Source organism: Sphingomonas humi, assembly GCF_039536725.1.
GTDB lineage: Bacteria > Pseudomonadota > Alphaproteobacteria > Sphingomonadales > Sphingomonadaceae > Sphingomicrobium > Sphingomicrobium humi.
Map to the genome: position 1 here is coordinate 494244 of NZ_BAAAZD010000002.1, position 16814 is coordinate 511057.

Annotated in this window: 16 protein-coding genes and 1 tRNA gene; 7 read left to right on the forward strand and 10 right to left on the reverse strand. The window is 65.4% G+C overall.

Annotated elements, in window-relative coordinates; all coding sequences use genetic code 11:
* Positions 1 to 57: 57 nt before the first annotated feature.
* The 4 genes from cysK to fmt are packed head-to-tail and all read right to left on the reverse strand — an operon-like array spanning position 58 to position 3939.
* A complete protein-coding gene (cysK, locus tag ABD729_RS10305) occupies positions 58 to 990 on the reverse strand; it encodes a cysteine synthase A (protein WP_344710157.1) in 933 nt (310 codons plus the stop codon).
* Positions 987 to 2291 (reverse strand): MFS transporter, encoded by a 1305-nt coding sequence (locus ABD729_RS10310; protein WP_344710158.1) that lies wholly within the window; start codon positions 2289 to 2291, stop codon positions 987 to 989. Before ABD729_RS10310 ends, cysK begins: the two co-directional genes overlap by 4 nt.
* Positions 2288 to 3040, reverse strand: a complete 753-nt coding sequence (gene truA, locus ABD729_RS10315) for a tRNA pseudouridine(38-40) synthase TruA (protein WP_344710159.1) — start codon at positions 3038 to 3040, stop codon at positions 2288 to 2290. The genes ABD729_RS10310 and truA overlap by 4 nt, the downstream gene beginning before the upstream one ends.
* Positions 3037 to 3939: a methionyl-tRNA formyltransferase gene (fmt, locus tag ABD729_RS10320; protein ID WP_344710160.1), complete on the reverse strand. Its 903-nt coding sequence runs from the start codon at positions 3937 to 3939 to the stop codon at positions 3037 to 3039. Before fmt ends, truA begins: the two co-directional genes overlap by 4 nt.
* Before the next feature lie 111 nt (positions 3940 to 4050).
* On the opposite strand from fmt, the gene recR reads away from it, so the two are divergent.
* The 4 genes from recR to ABD729_RS10340 all read left to right on the forward strand — a co-directional run bounded on the left by recR (position 4051) and on the right by ABD729_RS10340 (position 6297).
* Positions 4051 to 4647 (forward strand): recombination mediator RecR, encoded by a 597-nt coding sequence (gene recR, locus ABD729_RS10325; RefSeq protein WP_344710161.1) that lies wholly within the window; start codon positions 4051 to 4053, stop codon positions 4645 to 4647.
* A gap of 80 nt (positions 4648 to 4727) precedes the next feature.
* The gene (locus tag ABD729_RS10330; protein WP_344710162.1) at positions 4728 to 5240 is read left to right on the forward strand and encodes a hypothetical protein; all 513 of its coding nucleotides are present in this window, start codon (positions 4728 to 4730) and stop codon (positions 5238 to 5240) included.
* Positions 5241 to 5301: 61 nt separating this feature from the next.
* Positions 5302 to 5754 (forward strand): EF-hand domain-containing protein, encoded by a 453-nt coding sequence (locus ABD729_RS10335; RefSeq protein ID WP_344710163.1) that lies wholly within the window; start codon positions 5302 to 5304, stop codon positions 5752 to 5754.
* Positions 5755 to 5880: 126 nt separating this feature from the next.
* Positions 5881 to 6297, forward strand: a complete 417-nt coding sequence (locus tag ABD729_RS10340) for a BLUF domain-containing protein (RefSeq protein WP_344710164.1) — start codon at positions 5881 to 5883, stop codon at positions 6295 to 6297.
* On the opposite strand, the gene trmFO is transcribed toward ABD729_RS10340, so the two are convergent.
* Positions 6294 to 7634: a methylenetetrahydrofolate--tRNA-(uracil(54)-C(5))-methyltransferase (FADH(2)-oxidizing) TrmFO gene (trmFO, locus tag ABD729_RS10345; protein WP_344710165.1), complete on the reverse strand. Its 1341-nt coding sequence runs from the start codon at positions 7632 to 7634 to the stop codon at positions 6294 to 6296. The genes ABD729_RS10340 and trmFO overlap by 4 nt on opposite strands.
* 90 nt (positions 7635 to 7724) lie before the next feature.
* On the opposite strand from trmFO, the gene ABD729_RS10350 reads away from it, so the two are divergent.
* The gene (locus ABD729_RS10350; protein ID WP_344710166.1) at positions 7725 to 9089 is read left to right on the forward strand and encodes an alpha-amylase family glycosyl hydrolase; all 1365 of its coding nucleotides are present in this window, start codon (positions 7725 to 7727) and stop codon (positions 9087 to 9089) included.
* A gap of 4 nt (positions 9090 to 9093) precedes the next feature.
* Here the strand turns inward: ABD729_RS10350 and ABD729_RS10355 are convergent, their stop codons facing one another.
* Together ABD729_RS10355 and ABD729_RS10360 are read right to left on the reverse strand one after the other, a co-directional pair.
* Positions 9094 to 10380 (reverse strand): sugar transferase, encoded by a 1287-nt coding sequence (locus ABD729_RS10355; protein ID WP_344710167.1) that lies wholly within the window; start codon positions 10378 to 10380, stop codon positions 9094 to 9096.
* A gap of 28 nt (positions 10381 to 10408) precedes the next feature.
* The gene (locus tag ABD729_RS10360; protein WP_344710168.1) at positions 10409 to 11683 is read right to left on the reverse strand and encodes a nucleotide sugar dehydrogenase; all 1275 of its coding nucleotides are present in this window, start codon (positions 11681 to 11683) and stop codon (positions 10409 to 10411) included.
* Here ABD729_RS10360 and ABD729_RS10365 point away from each other — a divergent pair.
* Together ABD729_RS10365 and ABD729_RS10370 are read left to right on the forward strand one after the other, a co-directional pair.
* Positions 11576 to 11797 (forward strand): hypothetical protein, encoded by a 222-nt coding sequence (locus ABD729_RS10365; protein ID WP_344711464.1) that lies wholly within the window; start codon positions 11576 to 11578, stop codon positions 11795 to 11797. The two genes, ABD729_RS10360 and ABD729_RS10365, sit on opposite strands and share 108 nt — an antisense overlap.
* Before the next feature lie 73 nt (positions 11798 to 11870).
* On the forward strand, positions 11871 to 12263 hold the full coding sequence (locus tag ABD729_RS10370) for a hypothetical protein (RefSeq protein ID WP_344710169.1): 393 nt from the start codon (positions 11871 to 11873) through the stop codon (positions 12261 to 12263).
* 63 nt (positions 12264 to 12326) lie between these two features.
* Here ABD729_RS10370 and ABD729_RS10375 read toward each other — a convergent pair whose 3' ends face one another.
* The 3 genes from ABD729_RS10375 to ABD729_RS10385 form a co-directional block, all read right to left on the reverse strand.
* Positions 12327 to 13775 (reverse strand): AMP nucleosidase, encoded by a 1449-nt coding sequence (locus ABD729_RS10375; protein WP_344710170.1) that lies wholly within the window; start codon positions 13773 to 13775, stop codon positions 12327 to 12329.
* Positions 13776 to 13828: 53 nt separating this feature from the next.
* Positions 13829 to 13902 (reverse strand) — tRNA-Gly (locus ABD729_RS10380).
* A 125-nt stretch (positions 13903 to 14027) separates the two neighbouring features.
* Positions 14028 to 16643 carry a TonB-dependent receptor gene (locus ABD729_RS10385; RefSeq protein ID WP_344710171.1) on the reverse strand — a complete coding sequence of 872 codons (2616 nt, stop codon included), beginning with the start codon at positions 16641 to 16643 and terminating at the stop codon, positions 14028 to 14030.
* Positions 16644 to 16814: the final 171 nt, after the last annotated feature.

A 16814-nucleotide genomic window follows, 5' to 3' on the forward strand; every position in this document is an offset into this window, starting at 1 on the left:
GACCAGTTATACCAATCCGAGTTAATGCTTTCTCTAGAATGGACCCTTAATCGGCGTTCAACCCTGTTCGGGCAGGAAGTCGGGGACCGACAGGTACCGCTCGCCCGTATCGTAATTGAAGCCGAGGACCCGCGGATTGGGTCCGAGCTCGGGAAGCTTCTGGGCGATGGCGGCAAGGGTCGCGCCCGAACTGATCCCAACAAGGATGCCTTCTTCCCGGGCCGACCGGCGGGCCATTTCCTTGGCGTCCTCGGGGGCGACCTGGATCACCCCGTCGAGCACGCTCATGTCGAGGTTGGTCGGAATGAAGCCCGCACCGATGCCCTGGATCGGGTGCGGCGAGGGCTGTCCGCCCGAGATGACCGGCGACAGGGTCGGTTCGACCGCGAACACCTTGAGCTTGGGCCAGCGCTTCTTGAGTTCGCGGCCAGCGGCGGTGATGTGGCCGCCGGTGCCGACGCCGGTGATCAGAGCATCGAAGCCGCGGTCGTCGTCGCCGAAATCGGCGAGGATCTCGGGCACGGTGGTGCGGACGTGGACGTCGATGTTGGCGGGGTTATCGAACTGCTGCGGCATCCAGGCACCCGGCGTTGCGGCAACGATCTCCTCGGCGCGGGCGATCGCGCCCTTCATGCCCTTTTCCCGCGGGGTGAGGTCGAAGGTCGCGCCAAAGGCCAGCATCAGGCGGCGGCGCTCGACGCTCATGCTGTCGGGCATGACCAGGATCAGCTTGTAGCCCTTCACCGCCGCGACCATCGCGAGGCCGACGCCGGTGTTGCCGCTGGTCGGCTCGACGATGGTGCCGCCCGGCTTCAGCGACCCGTCACGCTCGGCCGCCTCGATCATGGCGACGGCGATACGATCCTTGACCGAGCCGGCAGGATTGGACCGCTCGGACTTGATCCAGACTTCGGCGCCCGCGGGGAACAGGCGGTTGATCCGGATGTGCGGGGTCTGGCCGATGGTGGCCAGGATGTTGTCGGCCTTCACGCAGGTTTCTCCTCTTGGACTGCTTGGGCGAGCACTTCTGGAGGCGGATCGAAGGTCTTCGCGCGCCTCAGTTCGGGGAAGAGATAGGACCACGCCCCCGCAATACCAATGGCTGCAGCGCCGCCGGCGACCACGGCCCCCGCTGGGCCGAGCAGCGCGGCGGCAAGCCCCGATTGAAGCTCGCCAAGTTCATTGGAGGCGCTGATGGCAAGACCGCTGACCGCCGACACCCGTCCGCGCATCATGTCGGGGGTGTGAAGCTGGACGAGGCTCGAGCGGACATAGACGCTGAGCATGTCGGCGGCACCGAGGATCGCCAGGGCACCGAGGCTGAGGAGGAAATTGGTCGACAGGCCGAAGATGACCGTCATCAGGCCAAAGGCGGCGACCGACCATAGCATCTTGATGCCGACATTGTTCCGGAGTGGCGCCCAAGCGAACCAGCCAGCGACCAGCGCCGCGCCGACCGCCGGCGCCCCGCGCATCAGGCCGAGGCCCTGCGTTCCGACTGGCTGGCCATCGATGAAGAGGATGTCGCGGGCGAACACCGGCAGCATCGCGGTTGCCCCGCCCAGCAGCACCGCGAACAGGTCGAGCGTGATCGCGCCGAGAAGGAAGTTGTGGCGCCGCACATAGGTCAGCCCGTCGACCATCTGCCGGATCGGGTGCGTGCTGCCCTGCATCGGCGGCGGCATGATCCGGCGAACCGGGGTCAGGAGCAGGATCGCCACCAGCATCAGCGCTGCCGCCGACCAGTAGGGTAAGGGTGCGCCGGCAGCATAGAGGAAGCCGCCGAGCGCAGGGCCGGCGACCGAGGCCGACTGCCAGGCGATCGAGGACAAGGCGATCGCCTTGGGCAACAGCTCGGCAGGGACGATGTTGGGCGCGATCGCCGACATGCTCGGGCCGACGAAGACCCGCGCGACACCGTGCAGCGCGGCCAAGATAAACAGCAGCGGCAGGCTCAGCACGTCGGCGTAGGTGACGAGCCCGAGCGTCAGGGCGACGAGCATGTCGATCGCATTGGCGAAGCGCGCCACGGTCCGCCGCTCGAAGCGATCGGCGGTCCAGCCGGCGACCGGGGTCAGCAGCGCCAGCGGCACGAATTGCACCGCGCCGAGGAGGCCGAGCATCAACGAGGCCTGGCGGATGCTCATGCCATAGTCGGAGCGGGCGACGTCGTAGACCTGGTAGCCGATGATGACGACCATCCCCATGGTCGCCAGCACCGCTGCAAAGCGGGCGCACCAGTAGAGACGGAAGTCGCGGATCTGCAGCGGGGAGGTGAGGGGCGTGTTCACTGTGCCGCGGTGTCGTAGAGCGCTTGGGCGAAGTAAAGCCCCTCGGCGGGCGCGTTCAGCCCAAGCGCCGCGCGGTCCTTCGCTTCGAGTGCGCGCTTCATGTCTCCGGGCGACCATTGGCCAAGCCCGACGAGGCTAAGGCAGCCGACCATCGAACGGACCTGGTGGTGGAGGAAGGATCGAGCGGCGGCGTGGACGTGAACCTCCGCGCCGTTCGCCTTTACGTCCAGCCGGTCGAGCGTCTTCACCGGGCTGTCCGACTGGCAATGGACCGATCGGAAGGTAGTGAAATCGTGATGGCCGACGAGATGGGCGGCAGCTTCCTGCATCCGTCCGACATCGAGGGGCTTGGCGATCCGCCATGCCCGCCCCCGATCGAGCGTCAGCGGGGCGCGGCGGTTGGCGATGCGATAAAGGTAGCGGCGGCCAAGGCAGGAGAATCGCGCGTGCCAGTCGTCGGCAACCGGCTCTGCCGACAGTACCGCGACCGGATGCGGGCGAAGAAGGGCGTTCAGGCCCTCGGCCAGCCGGTGCGCGTCGACCGGCTTGGCGATATCGACGTGCACTGCCATGGCGAGGGCGTGGACCCCCGCGTCGGTGCGGCCGGAGGCATGGGCGGTGACCTGTTCGCCCGTCATGCGGTGCGCGGCTTCCTCAAGCGCGCCCTGCACGGAAGGGCCGTGGTCCTGGCGCTGCCAGCCCATGAACGGCGCGCCGTCCCATTCGAGGATCAACTTCCAGCGGGTCACGCGAGGCGGGTGCCCTGAGGCATGGGAAAGCCGCGGAGAAGCTGAGCGGTCGGCATTGCGCGGCCTCCTGCGCGCTGGACGAGAGTCGCCCTGATCGCTCCGGTGCCGCAGGCGATGGTCAGGTCGTCGGCGATGACGGTGCCTGGGGGCGCAGCGACGCCTTCGACCAGTTCCGACGCGAGAAGCTTGATGCGTTCGCCCGACGCTTCGAACCAGGCCCCAGGAGCGGGCGCGAAGGCGCGGACCTGGCGCTCCGTGAACGCAGCGGCGCGCGTCCAGTCGATGCGCGCCTCCGCCTTGGTGATCTTGGGGGCGAGCGTGACACCTTCCTCCGGCTGAATCCTCGGCGACGAGGGGGAGGCGAGTTCCTCGATCATCAGCCGCGCACCCATCTGCGCCAATTCGTCGGTCAGTTCGCCGACATTCTTGGTGCCGATGGTTGTGCGCCCCTCCCGCAGCATCGGGCCGGTATCGAGGCCGGCTTCCATCTGCATGATGGTGACTCCGGTCTCCTCGTCTCCGGCAAGAATGGCGCGATGGATCGGGGCCGCACCGCGCCACCGCGGGAGCAGGCTGGCGTGGACGTTGAGGCAGCCCAGCTCCGGCGCATCGAGGATCGCCTGCGGCAGAAGGAGACCATAGGCGGCGACCACCGCTGCGTCGGCGTTAAGGTCGGCGAAGGCCTGGTGCTCGTCGGGAGAGCGCAGCCGCTCGGGGATGCGGACGGGAAGGCCAAGGGCGTCGGCACGCTGGTGGACGGCGGTCGGCTGCAGCTTCTTGCCGCGCTGCGCCGGGCGCGGCGGCTGGCAGTAGACCGCTGCAATCTCGTGCCCGGCCGCGATCAGCGCGTCGAGCGTCGGCACCGCAAAGGCCGGTGATCCCATGAAGATGAGCCGCATGGCCCGGGCTATGGCGGAAACAGGCCGCTTTTCCTATCTGGATTGCTTCGTCGCTGCGCACCTCGCATTGACGGTCTTTCATCGTCGTCGAGAGCGAAGCGAAGCAGTCCATTGGCCTCCCAGGAAATCGAAGCCCTCGCCAACGCGCTGGCCCGCCTACCCGGTCTCGGCCCGCGTTCGGCCCGCCGCGCGGTGCTGCATCTGATGAAGCGGCGCGAAGGCGCGTTGCAGCCGCTCCTCGCGGCCTTGCAGACGGTGTCGGAGCGCCTGTCGGTCTGCTCGATCTGCGGGAACGTCGATACGCACGATCCCTGCACCATCTGCACCGACCCACGCCGGGACGAGAAGAGTCTTTGCGTGGTTGAGGAAGTGTCCGACCTGTGGGCGCTTGACCGCTCGCGGCTGTTCCCCGGTCGCTTTCATGTGCTTGGCGGCAAATTGTCGGCTCTCGAAGGCGTACGACCCGAAGACCTTTCGATCGAGCAGCTGCTGCGCCGCGTGGCTGCCGGCGGTATCGACGAGGTGGTGCTGGCAATGAACGCGACGCTCGAGGGGCAGACCACCGCGCATTATCTGACCGAGCGCCTGGAGAAATATCCCGTTCGCCTGACCCAGCTTGCGCATGGCCTGCCGGTCGGGGGCGAGCTCGATTACCTCGACGAAGGCACGCTGGCGCAGGCGCTTCGGGCCCGGCGCCCCGTCGCCTGAAGCAGAGCATGCGTGACCGCGATCTCGTCCGGCTGCACTGGCCAGAATCGCGTCGACGGGCGTTTGATACCGCACTCGCGTTGGACGATCGGCTTGCGGAAATTGCGCTTGGGGCGGCGCAGCCCGCGCTGGCCGCGATCAAGCTTGCCTGGTGGCGGGACCAGCTTGCGGCGCTCGACACTCAGCCCCCTCCGCCCGAACCGTTGCTTGGCCAGATAACGGCCGAACTGATGGTTGCGGGCCCTACCGGCGCCGATTGCTCCGCGCTTGCCGAGGGGTGGATGGGCGTGATTGAGGAACAGCCCGATCCGGGGCCGCGCGGAAGGGCGCTGTTTGCGCTGCTGGGCAAGCTTCTCGGACAAGGCAACGTGCCTGGCGGAGAGACCTTTTCCCGTGCCGACCTGGCGCGGCGATCGGGCAATCCCGAATGGCTGCGCAAGCTCGTCCCGCCACCGGCGGCGCGGCCCGTGCGCCCCATCACCATGCTCGATGCGCTCGGCCGCCGCGATGCCGTCCGCTTCTGGCCGCCCGAAGCCGAGGCGACGCCCGGGCGAAGCTGGACGCTGATCCGTCACCGCCTGACGGGGCGTTGACGAGCCCGGCGGAAAGTCGGACAAGGCCAGCGCCGGATCGCTGATTATACGGGAGGTCGTCATGACCCGCCTAGTCGCCGGCGCCATCGCTGCCCTGCTTCTCTCTTCGGGCGCGATCATCTTTTACACCAGCAGAGCGGACACCGCTTCCGCCGTTCCCGCTGCGCCACCGGTCACGCGCAATGCGCCCCTGATCGCAGCCGCGGTTCCGACCGCCGACTTCCGCGCGCCGCCGCTCGCAAGCCCGAAGAGCCGCGAAGAGAAGCGGTTCAATCGGGCGGACAAGGATGACGACGGGCGGATCACTTCCGCCGAACTGTTCGAACCGAGGCGCAAGGCCTTCGCTAAGCTCGATCGCGACGGGAACGGTGCGCTGAGCTTCGAGGAATGGGCGGTCAAGACCGTCGACAAGTTTGCTTCTGCCGATCGTGACCGCTCAGGTTGGCTGACGCCTGCGGAATATGCGCTGACTGCGCCGAAGCCGGCCAAGCGCAAGGCGGTGTGCAGTTGCTAGGCGCGGGCACTTCGGATCGTCGCGGGCAGAGCGCGGCTGTCGGGTATCCGACACTAAGCCCTTAACTTGGCAAGATAATGTCGGCGCGATATGCTTCTGGCGGACCGTTCGGTCCGGAAGGCCTGCATGCACTATCTCAGCATTACCTACACGAGCCTCGCGGCGCTCGACCTTACGGCCGAGCAGGTCCACGACATCCACCAGTCTGCCGAAGCGCTAAACGGTGTCGACGGGATCAGCGGGATCCTGATCTTCAACGGCACCCACTTCCTGCAGATCATCGAAGGTCCGCCCGACGCCGTTCGCGAGCTGCTCGAGCGGATCAGGCGCGATCCCCGGCACAGCGGGATCGAGATCCGTGACGAGCGGATGGTGGACGAGCGGCTGTTTGGTGGCTGGCTAATGCGGCTGGTTCGGGTTCGGTCGCGCTACACCCTCGCGCAGGAAGACGTGATCGCCCAGCTGCCAGAGGAGCTGTCGCCCGCCATCCGCGATCGCATCCTTTCGATGATCGGCCAGATCAGCGAGGACGTGGGAAGCTAGGCGGCAACCGCACAGGCCTGCTGGCCGGTCTCCGCCACCCAGTCGGCGAAGGCGGCGCGTGCACGGTCGGTGTAGGCCTTCTTGCGATCGGCCTTGCGGAACCGCTCTGGAAGGGGCGGCATCAGCCCGAAATTGACGTTCATCGGCTGAAATGTTTCGGCGTTGGCATCGCCGGTGATATGGCCGAGCAGCGCGCCGAGGGCCGTCGTGTTGGGCGGCGGTGCGAGGGTTTCCCCGCGCGCCTCTGCGGCGGTGAAACGCGCTGCCATGAGTCCTATCGAGGCGCTTTCGACATAGCCTTCGCAGCCGGTGATCTGCCCGGCGAAGCGGACATTCGGCCGGCGTTTCAATCGCAATTGGCGGTCGAGCAGGTCGGGCGAGCGGATGAAGCTGTTACGGTGAATGCCGCCGAGCCGCGCGAACTCGGCGTTCTCAAGGCCGGGGATGGTGCGGAAGATGCGCACCTGTTCGGCATGCTTGAGCTTGGTCTGGAAGCCGACCATGTTCCACAAGGTACCGCTGGCATTGTCCTGCCGCAGCTGCACGCAGGCATAGGGCCAGCGCCCGGTGCGCGGATCGTCGAGTCCGACGCCTTTCAGCGGCCCGAAACGCAAAGTCAGGGGGCCGCGCTCCGCCATCACTTCGACCGGCATGCAGCCTTCGAAATAAGGGGTGTCTTTTTCCCACTCCTTGAATTCGGTCTTCTCGCCGTCATTCAGGGCGGCGACGAAGGCCTCATATTGTTCGCGGGTGAGGGGGCAGTTGATGTAATCATCGCCGCCCTTGCCCCAGCGCGCGGCCTTCCAAGCCACCGACATATCGATGCTGTCGCCATGCACGATCGGGGCGATGGCGTCGAAAAAGGCGAGGGCGTCCTTGCCGGTTTCCGCCGCAATCGCCTCGGCGAGAGCCGAACCGGTGAGCGGGCCAGTGGCGATGATGCAGGGATGGTCGGGGAGGGCATCGACCCGCTCGCGCACCACCGTGACGTTGGGATGCGCGTCAAGCGCCGCGGTCACCCGCGCTGCAAAACTGTCGCGGTCGACCGCGAGGGCCGAGCCCGCCGGGACCCGCGTCGCATCGGCACAGCGCATGATGAGGCTGCCGAGGCGCCGCATCTCCTGGTGGAGCAGGCCGACGGCATTGTTGTCGGCATCGTCCGAACGAAAGCTGTTGGAGCAGACCATCTCGGCCAGCTGGTCGCTGTCATGGGCTGGGGTGCTATCGCCGCCGCCGCGCATTTCGCTGATACGGACCTTGAGCCCGGCTTCAGCGAGCTGCCATGCGGCTTCCGAACCGGCAAGGCCGCCGCCGATGATGTGAATGGTGTCGGTCATGGCGCGCCTTTAGCGACAGGCGGCGCGCGATGCACTGAATACGTGTGCAGTGGCTGGCGGGCCGCACCGCGTCATGCTTCACTGCCGACCATGAAGCGCCTCATCCTTGCCGCCGCCCTGGCCACCGCCGTCCTGCCGTCCGCCGCCGTTGCCGGTCCTTGGGCGCCGAAGGACTTGAGCGGGGTCAGGCATCCCGACTGGACCAGGGATGCGGTCATCTACCAGATCAACACCCGCCAGTTCACGCCTGAAGGAAACTTCAAGGCGGCGGAGGCACAATTGCCGCGGCTGAAGGCGATGGGCGTCGATATTCTGTGGGTGATGCCGATTCAGCCGATCGGGGTGAAGAACCGCAAAGGGACGCTGGGGTCTCCTTACAGCGTGAGGGACTATCGCGCGGTCAATCCCGAGCTTGGCACCCTTAAGGACTTCAAGAGCTTCGTCCGCGCGGCGCACGGGCAGGGCATGAAAGTGATCATCGACTGGGTCGCCAATCACAGCGCGTGGGACAACCCGCTCGTGACCCAGCATCCCGACTGGTACGATCGCGACTGGAAAGGCGATTTCCGGCCTACCCCGTGGTGGGATTGGTCGGACATCATCGACTTCGATTATTCGAAGGAAGGCCTTCGCCAATATATGGCGGAATCGATGCTCTATTGGGTGCGCGAGGCCGACATCGACGGCTTCCGCGCCGATGTCGCCGCCTACGTCCCGCTCGACTTCTGGGAGAAGGTGCGGGCGGAGGCCGACAGGATCAAGCCGGTCTTCATGCTTGGCGAAGCCCAGATGCGCGACCTTCACTACAAGGCGTTCGACGCGACCTATGGCTGGGGCTGGTACAACGCGCTGGCCGACATTGCGCAGGGCAAGGCCGATACGGGCGCCTTGTTCGGCTATTTCAGCGAGAATGAAAGCGCATGGCCGGCCGGTTCGATGCGGATGGTCTATGCCGAGAACCACGATCAGAATGCCTGGCACGGCACCGGTGAAGAAGTGTTCGGGCCAGCGCTCAAGAACGTCCACGTGCTGGCCTTTGCCGGCGAGGGCATCCCGCTGATCTACAATGGCGAGGAAGCGGGTAATACGAGGCGGCTGAAATTCTTCGAAAAGGATCCGATTGCCTGGCGGGAGCATCCCAACCGGGAACTGTTTACCCGGCTCGCCGCGCTCAAGACCCGAAACCGGGCGATGTGGAATGCCCCGTGGGGCGGGCGGATGGTCGGAGTGGTGAACGACAAACCGCAGAAGGTCTTCAGCTTCCATCGCCAGGCCGGACAGGCGCGGGTGTTCGGTGTCTTCAACTTCTCGGCCGAGCCGCAGACGGTGCACTTTACCGAGCGGCTGGCCGACGGCAGCTACCGCGACTTCGACGGCGGACAGACGGTCAAGGTCGACGCGGCGACGAGCATGACCCTCGCGCCGTGGAGCTACCGCCTGCTCACCAGGGAATAAGCCGTCAGCGGGCCCCGAAGCCGGTCATCATCGTCTTCACCGTCTTGAACAGGATCAGGACGTCGAGGAACGGCGAGAAATATTTGATGTAATAGAAGTCATACTGCAGCTTGCGGTGGATTTCCTCCACCTCGGCCACGTGACCCTGATTCGTCTGGGCCCAACCGGTGATGCCGGGCTTCACCACGTGGCGGTAGCGGTAGAAGGGGATTTCCCCGACATACCACAAGCTCAGCACCTGGGCTTCGGGCCGCGGGCCGATCCAGCTCATTTCGGCCCGCAGGATATTCCAGACCTGCGGCAATTCGTCGATCCGGCTTTTGCGGAGGAATGCCCCGACCCGGGTGATGCGGGGATCGAAGTTGCCGGTCATCGCCGCCTGACGAGCATCCACCCCAGCGTCTCGGGTTTCGACCCGCATCGTCCGGAACTTCACCACGTCGAACGGGGTGCCGCGATGGCCAATGCGCCGCTGGCGGAAGAAGACCGGACCGCCATCGTCAAGCAGGATGGCGATGGCCGCGCCCACCATGACGGGGAGCAGGACCGGGAGCGACATCAGTGCTGCAAGAAAATCGATCAGGGTCTTGAGGTGGAAGTAGCCGCGGGCCGGCACCAGCGAACCGAAGCTGTTTTCGGACAGGTGATCGATCTCCACGCGCCCGGTGAGCGATTCCGCCAGCGGCTTCACCTGGTAGACGATGAGCCCCGCAAGCGCCGCGTCGGCGAGGAATGCTTCCCACGTCGGCGACAGGTCGGCGGAAAAGTCGGCAACGATGGCGTCACACCGGGCGGCGAGTTCCATCTCGGGCTGGTCGAGCTTGATCCACGATACCCCCTCAAGCTCCACCAGTCTGGTCCAGGCGCCGAGCGGGACGACTCCGATCTGCAGGATCGTCCGGCGCTGGACCGCGAAGTAGACGAAGTAGAACCAGGCTACGTGCAGCGCGAAACCGGCAATGAAGGCGACGCGGTCGTAGGGCAGGCGGGTGAAGAAGAAAAACGCCAGCACCACGCCATGCGCCGCCGCGCAGGTCGGCAGGATGACGAGGCTGGAGCGGATCCCGGGATAGGGTTCGACACTCAGACGCAGCCAAAGGGCCAGGCAGACCGCGACCAGGTTCGCCCAGAATGCGTTGAAGGAGGAAATCCACAGCGCGTCGGGCGTGACGACCAGCCTGAAAAGCAGCGGCAGTAGCGCCGCTACCAGCAACGCGCCGAGAAGCTGGACCCGTCGACGTCCAAGCCAGCTGGCGCGGCGCACGTGTGAGACGGGTGTGAAGCTGAGCATTCAGTCGGCGCTCCGGGCGAGAAAGGTCCTACAGGGTCCAGGCATCTTGTCCCGATCCTTGCGCCCATGGCCACAGTCGCTTGAGGTCGGCGACCTGTCCGTCCTGCTTCAGGAGTGCTCGGACCTGCTCCTCGCTCCAGCCCTTGTAATCCGCGTGCGCGACGGCCCCGAGAACGAGATCGGCCTTGTCGTCCATTGCCGCTGGATCGACGAGCGTGAGGCCATATTCATGCGCGGCTTCCGCCGTGTCGGCCAGCGGGTCCGCCACCAGCACCTCATGCCCGAGCCATTGCAGGCGGCGAACGACGTCGATGACCCGGCTGTTGCGCAGGTCGGGGACGTTCTCCTTGAAGGTCAGCCCGAGTACGAGGACGCGGCCCAACTTGTTGCCGAGCCGCTCATGGAGGCGATCGGCGACCCAGGCGCCCATGCCATCGTTGGTTTCGCGCCCGGCAAGGATGATGCGCGGCTCGTGTCCCAGTTCGCGGGCCCTGGCGGCGAGGTAATAGGGATCGACGCCGATGCAGTGACCGCCGACGAGACCCGGTTCGAACGGCAGGAAGTTCCATTTGGTGCGCGCCGCCTCGAGCACGTCCCAGGTGCTGAGGCCGAGCTTTGCGAAGATCTGCGTGATCTCGTTGATGAAGGCGATGTTGATGTCGCGCTGCGCATTCTCGATCACCTTGGCGGCTTCGGCGGCCTTGATCGAAGCGGCTTCGAAGATCCGACCACCATTCATCGCGCCGTACATGGCGGTGAGCAGCGCGGTGGTCTTCGGATCCTCGCCCGCCACGACCTTGGTGATCCGTTCCACCGTATGCTCACGATCGCCGGGATTGATCCGTTCGGGGCTGTAGCCGAGCGTGAAGTGGGTCCCACGGCCAAGCCCCGAGACGCGTTCGAGTTCGGGGCCGCACAATTCCTCGGTGACTCCGGGATAGACGGTGCTTTCGTAGACCACGACCGCCTTGCGCGCAGGATCGAGCATGGCAGCGACGCTGCGGGTCGCCGCAAGCACCGGGCCGAGGTCGGGCTGGTTTGCGCTGTCCACCGGGGTCGGGACGGTGACAATGTAGACGTCCGCCCCGCGCGTTTCCGAAGGGTCGGCAGTCAGCGCCAGCGAGGAGGCTGCGAGGCGCTCGGGCTCGACTTCGCGGGTGCGATCTTCGTGACGGCGCAGTTCCTCGACCCGGCCATGATCGATGTCGAAGCCGGTGACCCGCATGTGCCGGGCGAGCGCGACGGCCAGGGGCAAGCCGACATAGCCGAGGCCGACGACGACAACATGCTGATCCTGCAACAAAGAAATCTTCCCCCGGGGCTTTTGTATGGTCATAAGGTCGAGGGCGGGCACCGCAAGCGCTTCGCTGACTCACTGGTGACTAAATACGAATGCAACTTCATTACGGGGTCGTGAGTTATTTTCTGTGCATTCGTCTGCCTGACAGGGGGGCGAGGCTGAATAGAACCTTCAGGTGGGGAGTGCTGCTATGACCAAATTCTCTTTGATTGCCGGGATCGCCGGTGCCGCGCTGTTCGCGACTGGTGCCGCCGCCCAATATGTACCGGGTTCGGAAATCGTCGGTCAGACCGTTCAGGTCGAGACCAACGGCGTCGTCAACAACGTGACGTTCCAGCCGGGTGGCGCAGCCAGCATCACGACGCCGAGCGGCAATGTGGTTCCGGCGAGCTGGACCGCCAGCGCCGGGCAGCTTTGCCTGCGCACGGGCACCGCTTCGGAATGCTTCCCGTACAACCAGCCGTTCCAGGCCGGCCAGCCGGTGACCGCGACGTCGAGCTGCGGCGCGACCAGCCGCTGGCTCGCCAACGCCACCAACCAGCCCGCTGCCCCGCAGCAGCGCCAGGCTGGTGAGCGCGGCTAAGCGCTTGAACTGACATCAGGGGAGGGGGCTTGGCCATGGGCCAGGCCCCCTTTTTCTTGTATCCTAGCGGAACGGCGGTTCGTCGAAGCTCCGCAACTTGCGGCTGTGCAACGCGTCACCCTCTTCCTTGAGCAGGTTCAGCGTCTCGATCCCGATCCGCAGGTGCTGGCTGATCGCGCGCTCGTAGAAGGCGTTGGCCTGCCCGGGGAGCTTAAGCTCACCGTGGAGCGGCTTGTCGGACACGCACAGCAAGGTGCCGTAGGGCACGCGGAAGCGATAGCCCTGGGCGGCGACAGTCGCGCTTTCCATGTCGATGGCGACGGCCCGGCTCTGGTTGAAGCGGATCGCGCTGGCGGTGTAGCGAAGCTCCCAGTTGCGGTCGTCGGTGGTGACGACCGTGCCCGTCCGAAGCCGCTTCTTGAGGCTGTCCTCGTCCTCGCCCGTGACCTTGGCGGCAGCGTTGAAAAGGGCGGTCTGGACCTCGGCGATCGGCGGGATCGGAATTTCGACCGGAAGGATGCCGTCGAGCACATGATCGTCGCGCAGATAGGCGTGGGCGAGGACATAGTCGCCGATGGTCTGGCTTGGGCGCAGGCCGCCGCAGTGCCCGATCATCAGCCACGCTTCGGGCCGCAACACCGCGATGTGATCGCAGATCGTCTTCGCGTTGGACGGGCCGACCCCGATATTCACCAGGGTGATGCCGTCGTCACCGTTCGGGCCGATGAGGTGATAGGCGGGCATCTGGAACCGGCGCCACGAGCCGGAGGCGATCTCCTCTTCCGCACCATCGAGTGAGCCGCGGTCATAGCGGCCACCGGGGACGCTGAGGCCTTGGTAGAGGCTCCCTTCCGAGCGAAGGGTCTCGGCGGAAAAGCGAACGAACTCGTCCACATAGCGGACATAGTTGGTGAACAGGATAAAGCGCTGGAAATGCTCGGTCGGTGTGCCGGTGTAATGGCGCAGGCGAGCCAGGCTGAAGTCGGTACGCGGACCATCGAACAGCGCCAGCGGACGGGCCGAATGACGGCTCATGTCCCAGTCGCCATCGGCGATCTCGTCGCCGATGTGCACCAGTTCCGTGGTCGGGAACCAGCGGCCGAGCTCGCCGGACTGGATCCCGCCGAGCTTCAGGTCATCGCCCGCATCAAGGACGTAAGGGTAGGGGATCTCGCTGGCGGAACGGCCGACGCTGATCCTCACGTCATAGTCGTCCGACAGGTGGCGAAGCTGGGTGCGCAGATAGTCCCGGAACAAGCGGGGCCGCGCGATGCTGGCGGTGTAGATGCCCGGCTGGTTCAACCGTGCGAACGCGCGCGCGGGCAGCGGGGGCGGCGTTTCTGGATCATAGTCGATCCGCAGTTCGGGATAAGCGAAGCAACCGTCCGCACGGGCCTGCGGGGCCGGCCTGATGCCGTCGTCGACATAAGCGGCCAGGGCATTGCGGAGGTTGAGGACCGAGCGGTCGAAAATGGTTTCGAGCTCGTCGAGGATTGTCTCGATATCTTGCATGGCGCCATGTAGCCGATTGGCGCGGCGGAGCAAGACTAGGCTCTGGACATGGCTGGAGCGGGTAGCGGGAATCGAACCCGCGCGTAAAGCTTGGGAAGCTTTCAGGCTACCATTACATCATACCCGCGGTGCCAAGCCGGCCGATTGCCACAGGGCACGGGCGGAGACAAGGCCTCTGGCGCCGCATCCGAGACAAAGAAAAAGGGCGCCGCTCGTTCGAGCGACGCCCCAATTCCTTGACCTGGCCCTGGCTTAGAAGCCGAGGTTCAGCGACGCGATGAAGGTGCGCGGCGCGGCCGGGGTGAAGTTCGGGTTGTCGGCGGCCCGGATCTGGGTCGAGATGTTCCCGAAATAGTATTCGTTGAACAGATTGGTGACGTTCAGCTGAAGGAAGCTGTCCTTCATGCCGATCGCAGCCAGGGCGAAACGCAGGTCCGCATCGGCGGTGGTGTAGCCCTTGACCTTGATGTCGTTGGTGTCGGTCGCGAAGCGCGAGCCCACCCGCTTGAACTGGAAGCCCAGCTCGACCGGGTTGAAGTCGAGGTTCACGCGACCACCGAACTGCCACTTCGGCGTTTCGGTAACCTGCTTGCCGGCGGTCGGAGCGCAGGTGATCGCGGTGGCGGTGCCGGTCGGCGCGGCGCCACAGAAGATCAGCCCGGCCGGCAGCGCAGCCGCGGTCGAACTGCCGATCTGGACGTTCGACTTCAGTTCGGTGTCGATATAGCTGACGAGACCGATCAGGCTCAGGAACTTGACCGGCTGCCAGGCGAAGTTCGCATCGATACCGCGGCTGTCGACCCGACCGACGTTACGGTCGAGGCTGATGCCGAGGTCCTGGTTGAAGGAGCTGACGATCCGGTTCTTGTAGTTGATCTGCCACGCCGACAGCTGCGCCTGGACGTTGCGGCGGGTGAAGCGGGCGCCAAGGTCGAAGGCGTCCGTTTCTTCCGGATCGAGCGTCACGATCGGAGCGCGATACAGGTTGTCGGTACGCGGAGCCGAGAAACCCTTGGCCCAGCTGCCGAAGACGCTGAGACCGGCCAGCGCATCGCTGAAGTTGTAGGTGAAGCCGACGTTCGGGAGCAGCTTGCCGAACTTATAGTCCGCCTTGAACGGACGATAGTAGGGAGTCGCGCCGGTGGCCGGAACCGGATCGGTCGGGTTGATATACAGCAGGTTGGTTTCGCTGGTGCAGTAGGCGAAGCCCGAACCACGCGCTTCGATCGGGCAGAAGGTCTGCAGCTCGCGCGAGAAGAACGGACGGCGCACACCGACCTCGACGCGCAGGGCGCGATCGAAGAAGCGGCCGATATACTGACCGGCGATCTGGTTCAGCGCCGCGACCGACAGACGGTCACGCTGCTGGATCTTGAAGCCGGTGGCGTCGGTGACCGGAAGACCGTCGCGACCCGACATGATGTTCTGCGGATCGCCGTTCGGCAGCAGGAAGCCCCACTCGCCGGTCTGCTTATGCCGACCGCGGTCGTAGGTGTAGGCGACGCGGATGCGGTTCTCGCGGTTGATGTCAAAGATCAGCGAACTGGTCAGGCCGAAGCGGTTGGTGTTGGTGATGTTCGGCGTGAAGAAGCGGATGGTGTCGAGGAAATCGCCGTCGCGGTTGAAGTCGACGCCCGGCGAAGTCGGCAGACCGCCCTTGGCGCGCGCGCTGTTCTCGGCCAGCGTCGTGCTGCCGCCACCGTGCGCCAGCGTGTACTGGAAGCTCGGGTCGATGGTCAGCGTCAGCGCGTCGGTCAGCTTGAAGCGCGAATTGATGCGGATGTTGCCCGTGTTCGACGGGTTCACGCGCACGTTGAAGTAGTTCGAGCAGCTCGACGAGTTGAGCGGGTTGTTGGCAGTGCTGCCGTTGATCGCGGGCGCATTGGCGCCGGTGCCGTTCGGGCCGGTGCCGCCATTGTCGTTCTGCACGCCCGGACCCGGGATGGTACGGTTGCAGTTCGCCAGGTTCTCGATCGAATTGATGAGATCGCCCTGGGCATTGTCGTAACCGCCAAGGACCAGCGGTGCTTCCGGGGTCGCCGTGGTCGGGACAACGGTCGAGCCGAGGACGTTGCGGAGGTCGGTCAGCGTCGGGTTACGGTAGAAATTGTTGCGGTTGATGTTGAGGTGGCCGGACACCGACACGAAGTCGCCGTTGGTGCCGATCGGCTGATAGATGCGCGCGTTGAGCTGGCGCTTGTAGATGTCGCCCGGGCCCTTCCACTTGTCGTTGCGGGCAACGCTGCCCGAGACGAAGGCGCGGGTGCCGCTCGAGTTGATGTCGCCAGTGTTGATGAGCGCGAAGACGCGGCGGAAGTCGAAGCTGCCGAGCGAACCCGTCACGCGGGCGCTGACGTCGCGGGTCGGCAGGATCGTGCGATAGTTGATGGTGCCGCCGGCGGCCGAAGCGGTCGGCGAATCGACGTCGGTGACGCCAAGGTTCACGTTGACCTGCTCGATCAGCTCGGGATCGAGCTGCTGGTTCGAGAAGATGGCATAGTTGCCGGTGTCGTTCAGCGGCAGGCCGTCGAAGGTCAGGCTGATACGGTTGCCGTCGAAGCCGCGGATACGGATGTTGCCGCCCGAGCTGCCGAATGCGTCATTCTGCGTGAAGTTGACGCCCGGGACCAGGTTGATGGTGTTGAGGATCGTCTGGCCGGGGCTCTGCTTGGCGATCAGCTCCTGGCTGATGACGGCCTGCGCCTTGGTGGTGTCCGGAATGGTCACGCCTTCGACACTGCGGGTGCGCGTGCCGGTGACGATGATCGCCTCTTCCTTCTCGGTCTCAAGCGTACCGGTGGACTGGGCGAAGGCGGCGGTCGGCACGAATGCGGCCGCGGTCGAGCAGAGCAGGAGAAGCTTCTTCACGTGGGAATTCCCCGATGGTGGATGACTGACTGACGTTTGTTCGTGCAGTTCATCGGGGCGGCTAGGGCCAGATTAAGACAAAAAGGTGACGTCCCGGAGGATGCCACCAACTGTCCTAATCGGTGTTGTTGCAATGCAACGCTCAGCCGGTCGCCACCCCGCGACTCGGGC

What these genes read in the sequence shown, in the direction of transcription:
- ABD729_RS10370 (WP_344710169.1), top strand. Translation starts at nt 11,871, where the DNA reads ATGACCAAATTCTCTTTGATTGCCGGGATCGCCGGTGCCGCGCTGTTC.
- ABD729_RS10335 (WP_344710163.1), top strand. Translation starts at nt 5,302, where the DNA reads ATGACCCGCCTAGTCGCCGGCGCCATCGCTGCCCTGCTTCTCTCTTCG.
- ABD729_RS10350 (WP_344710166.1), top strand. Translation starts at nt 7,725, where the DNA reads ATGAAGCGCCTCATCCTTGCCGCCGCCCTGGCCACCGCCGTCCTGCCG.
- ABD729_RS10355 (WP_344710167.1), bottom strand. Translation starts at nt 10,380, where the DNA reads ATGCTCAGCTTCACACCCGTCTCACACGTGCGCCGCGCCAGCTGGCTT.
- ABD729_RS10365 (WP_344711464.1), top strand. Translation starts at nt 11,576, where the DNA reads ATGATCGATGTCGAAGCCGGTGACCCGCATGTGCCGGGCGAGCGCGAC.
- ABD729_RS10340 (WP_344710164.1), top strand. Translation starts at nt 5,881, where the DNA reads ATGCACTATCTCAGCATTACCTACACGAGCCTCGCGGCGCTCGACCTT.
- ABD729_RS10375 (WP_344710170.1), bottom strand. Translation starts at nt 13,775, where the DNA reads ATGCAAGATATCGAGACAATCCTCGACGAGCTCGAAACCATTTTCGAC.
- fmt (WP_344710160.1), bottom strand. Translation starts at nt 3,939, where the DNA reads ATGCGGCTCATCTTCATGGGATCACCGGCCTTTGCGGTGCCGACGCTC.
- trmFO (WP_344710165.1), bottom strand. Translation starts at nt 7,634, where the DNA reads ATGACCGACACCATTCACATCATCGGCGGCGGCCTTGCCGGTTCGGAA.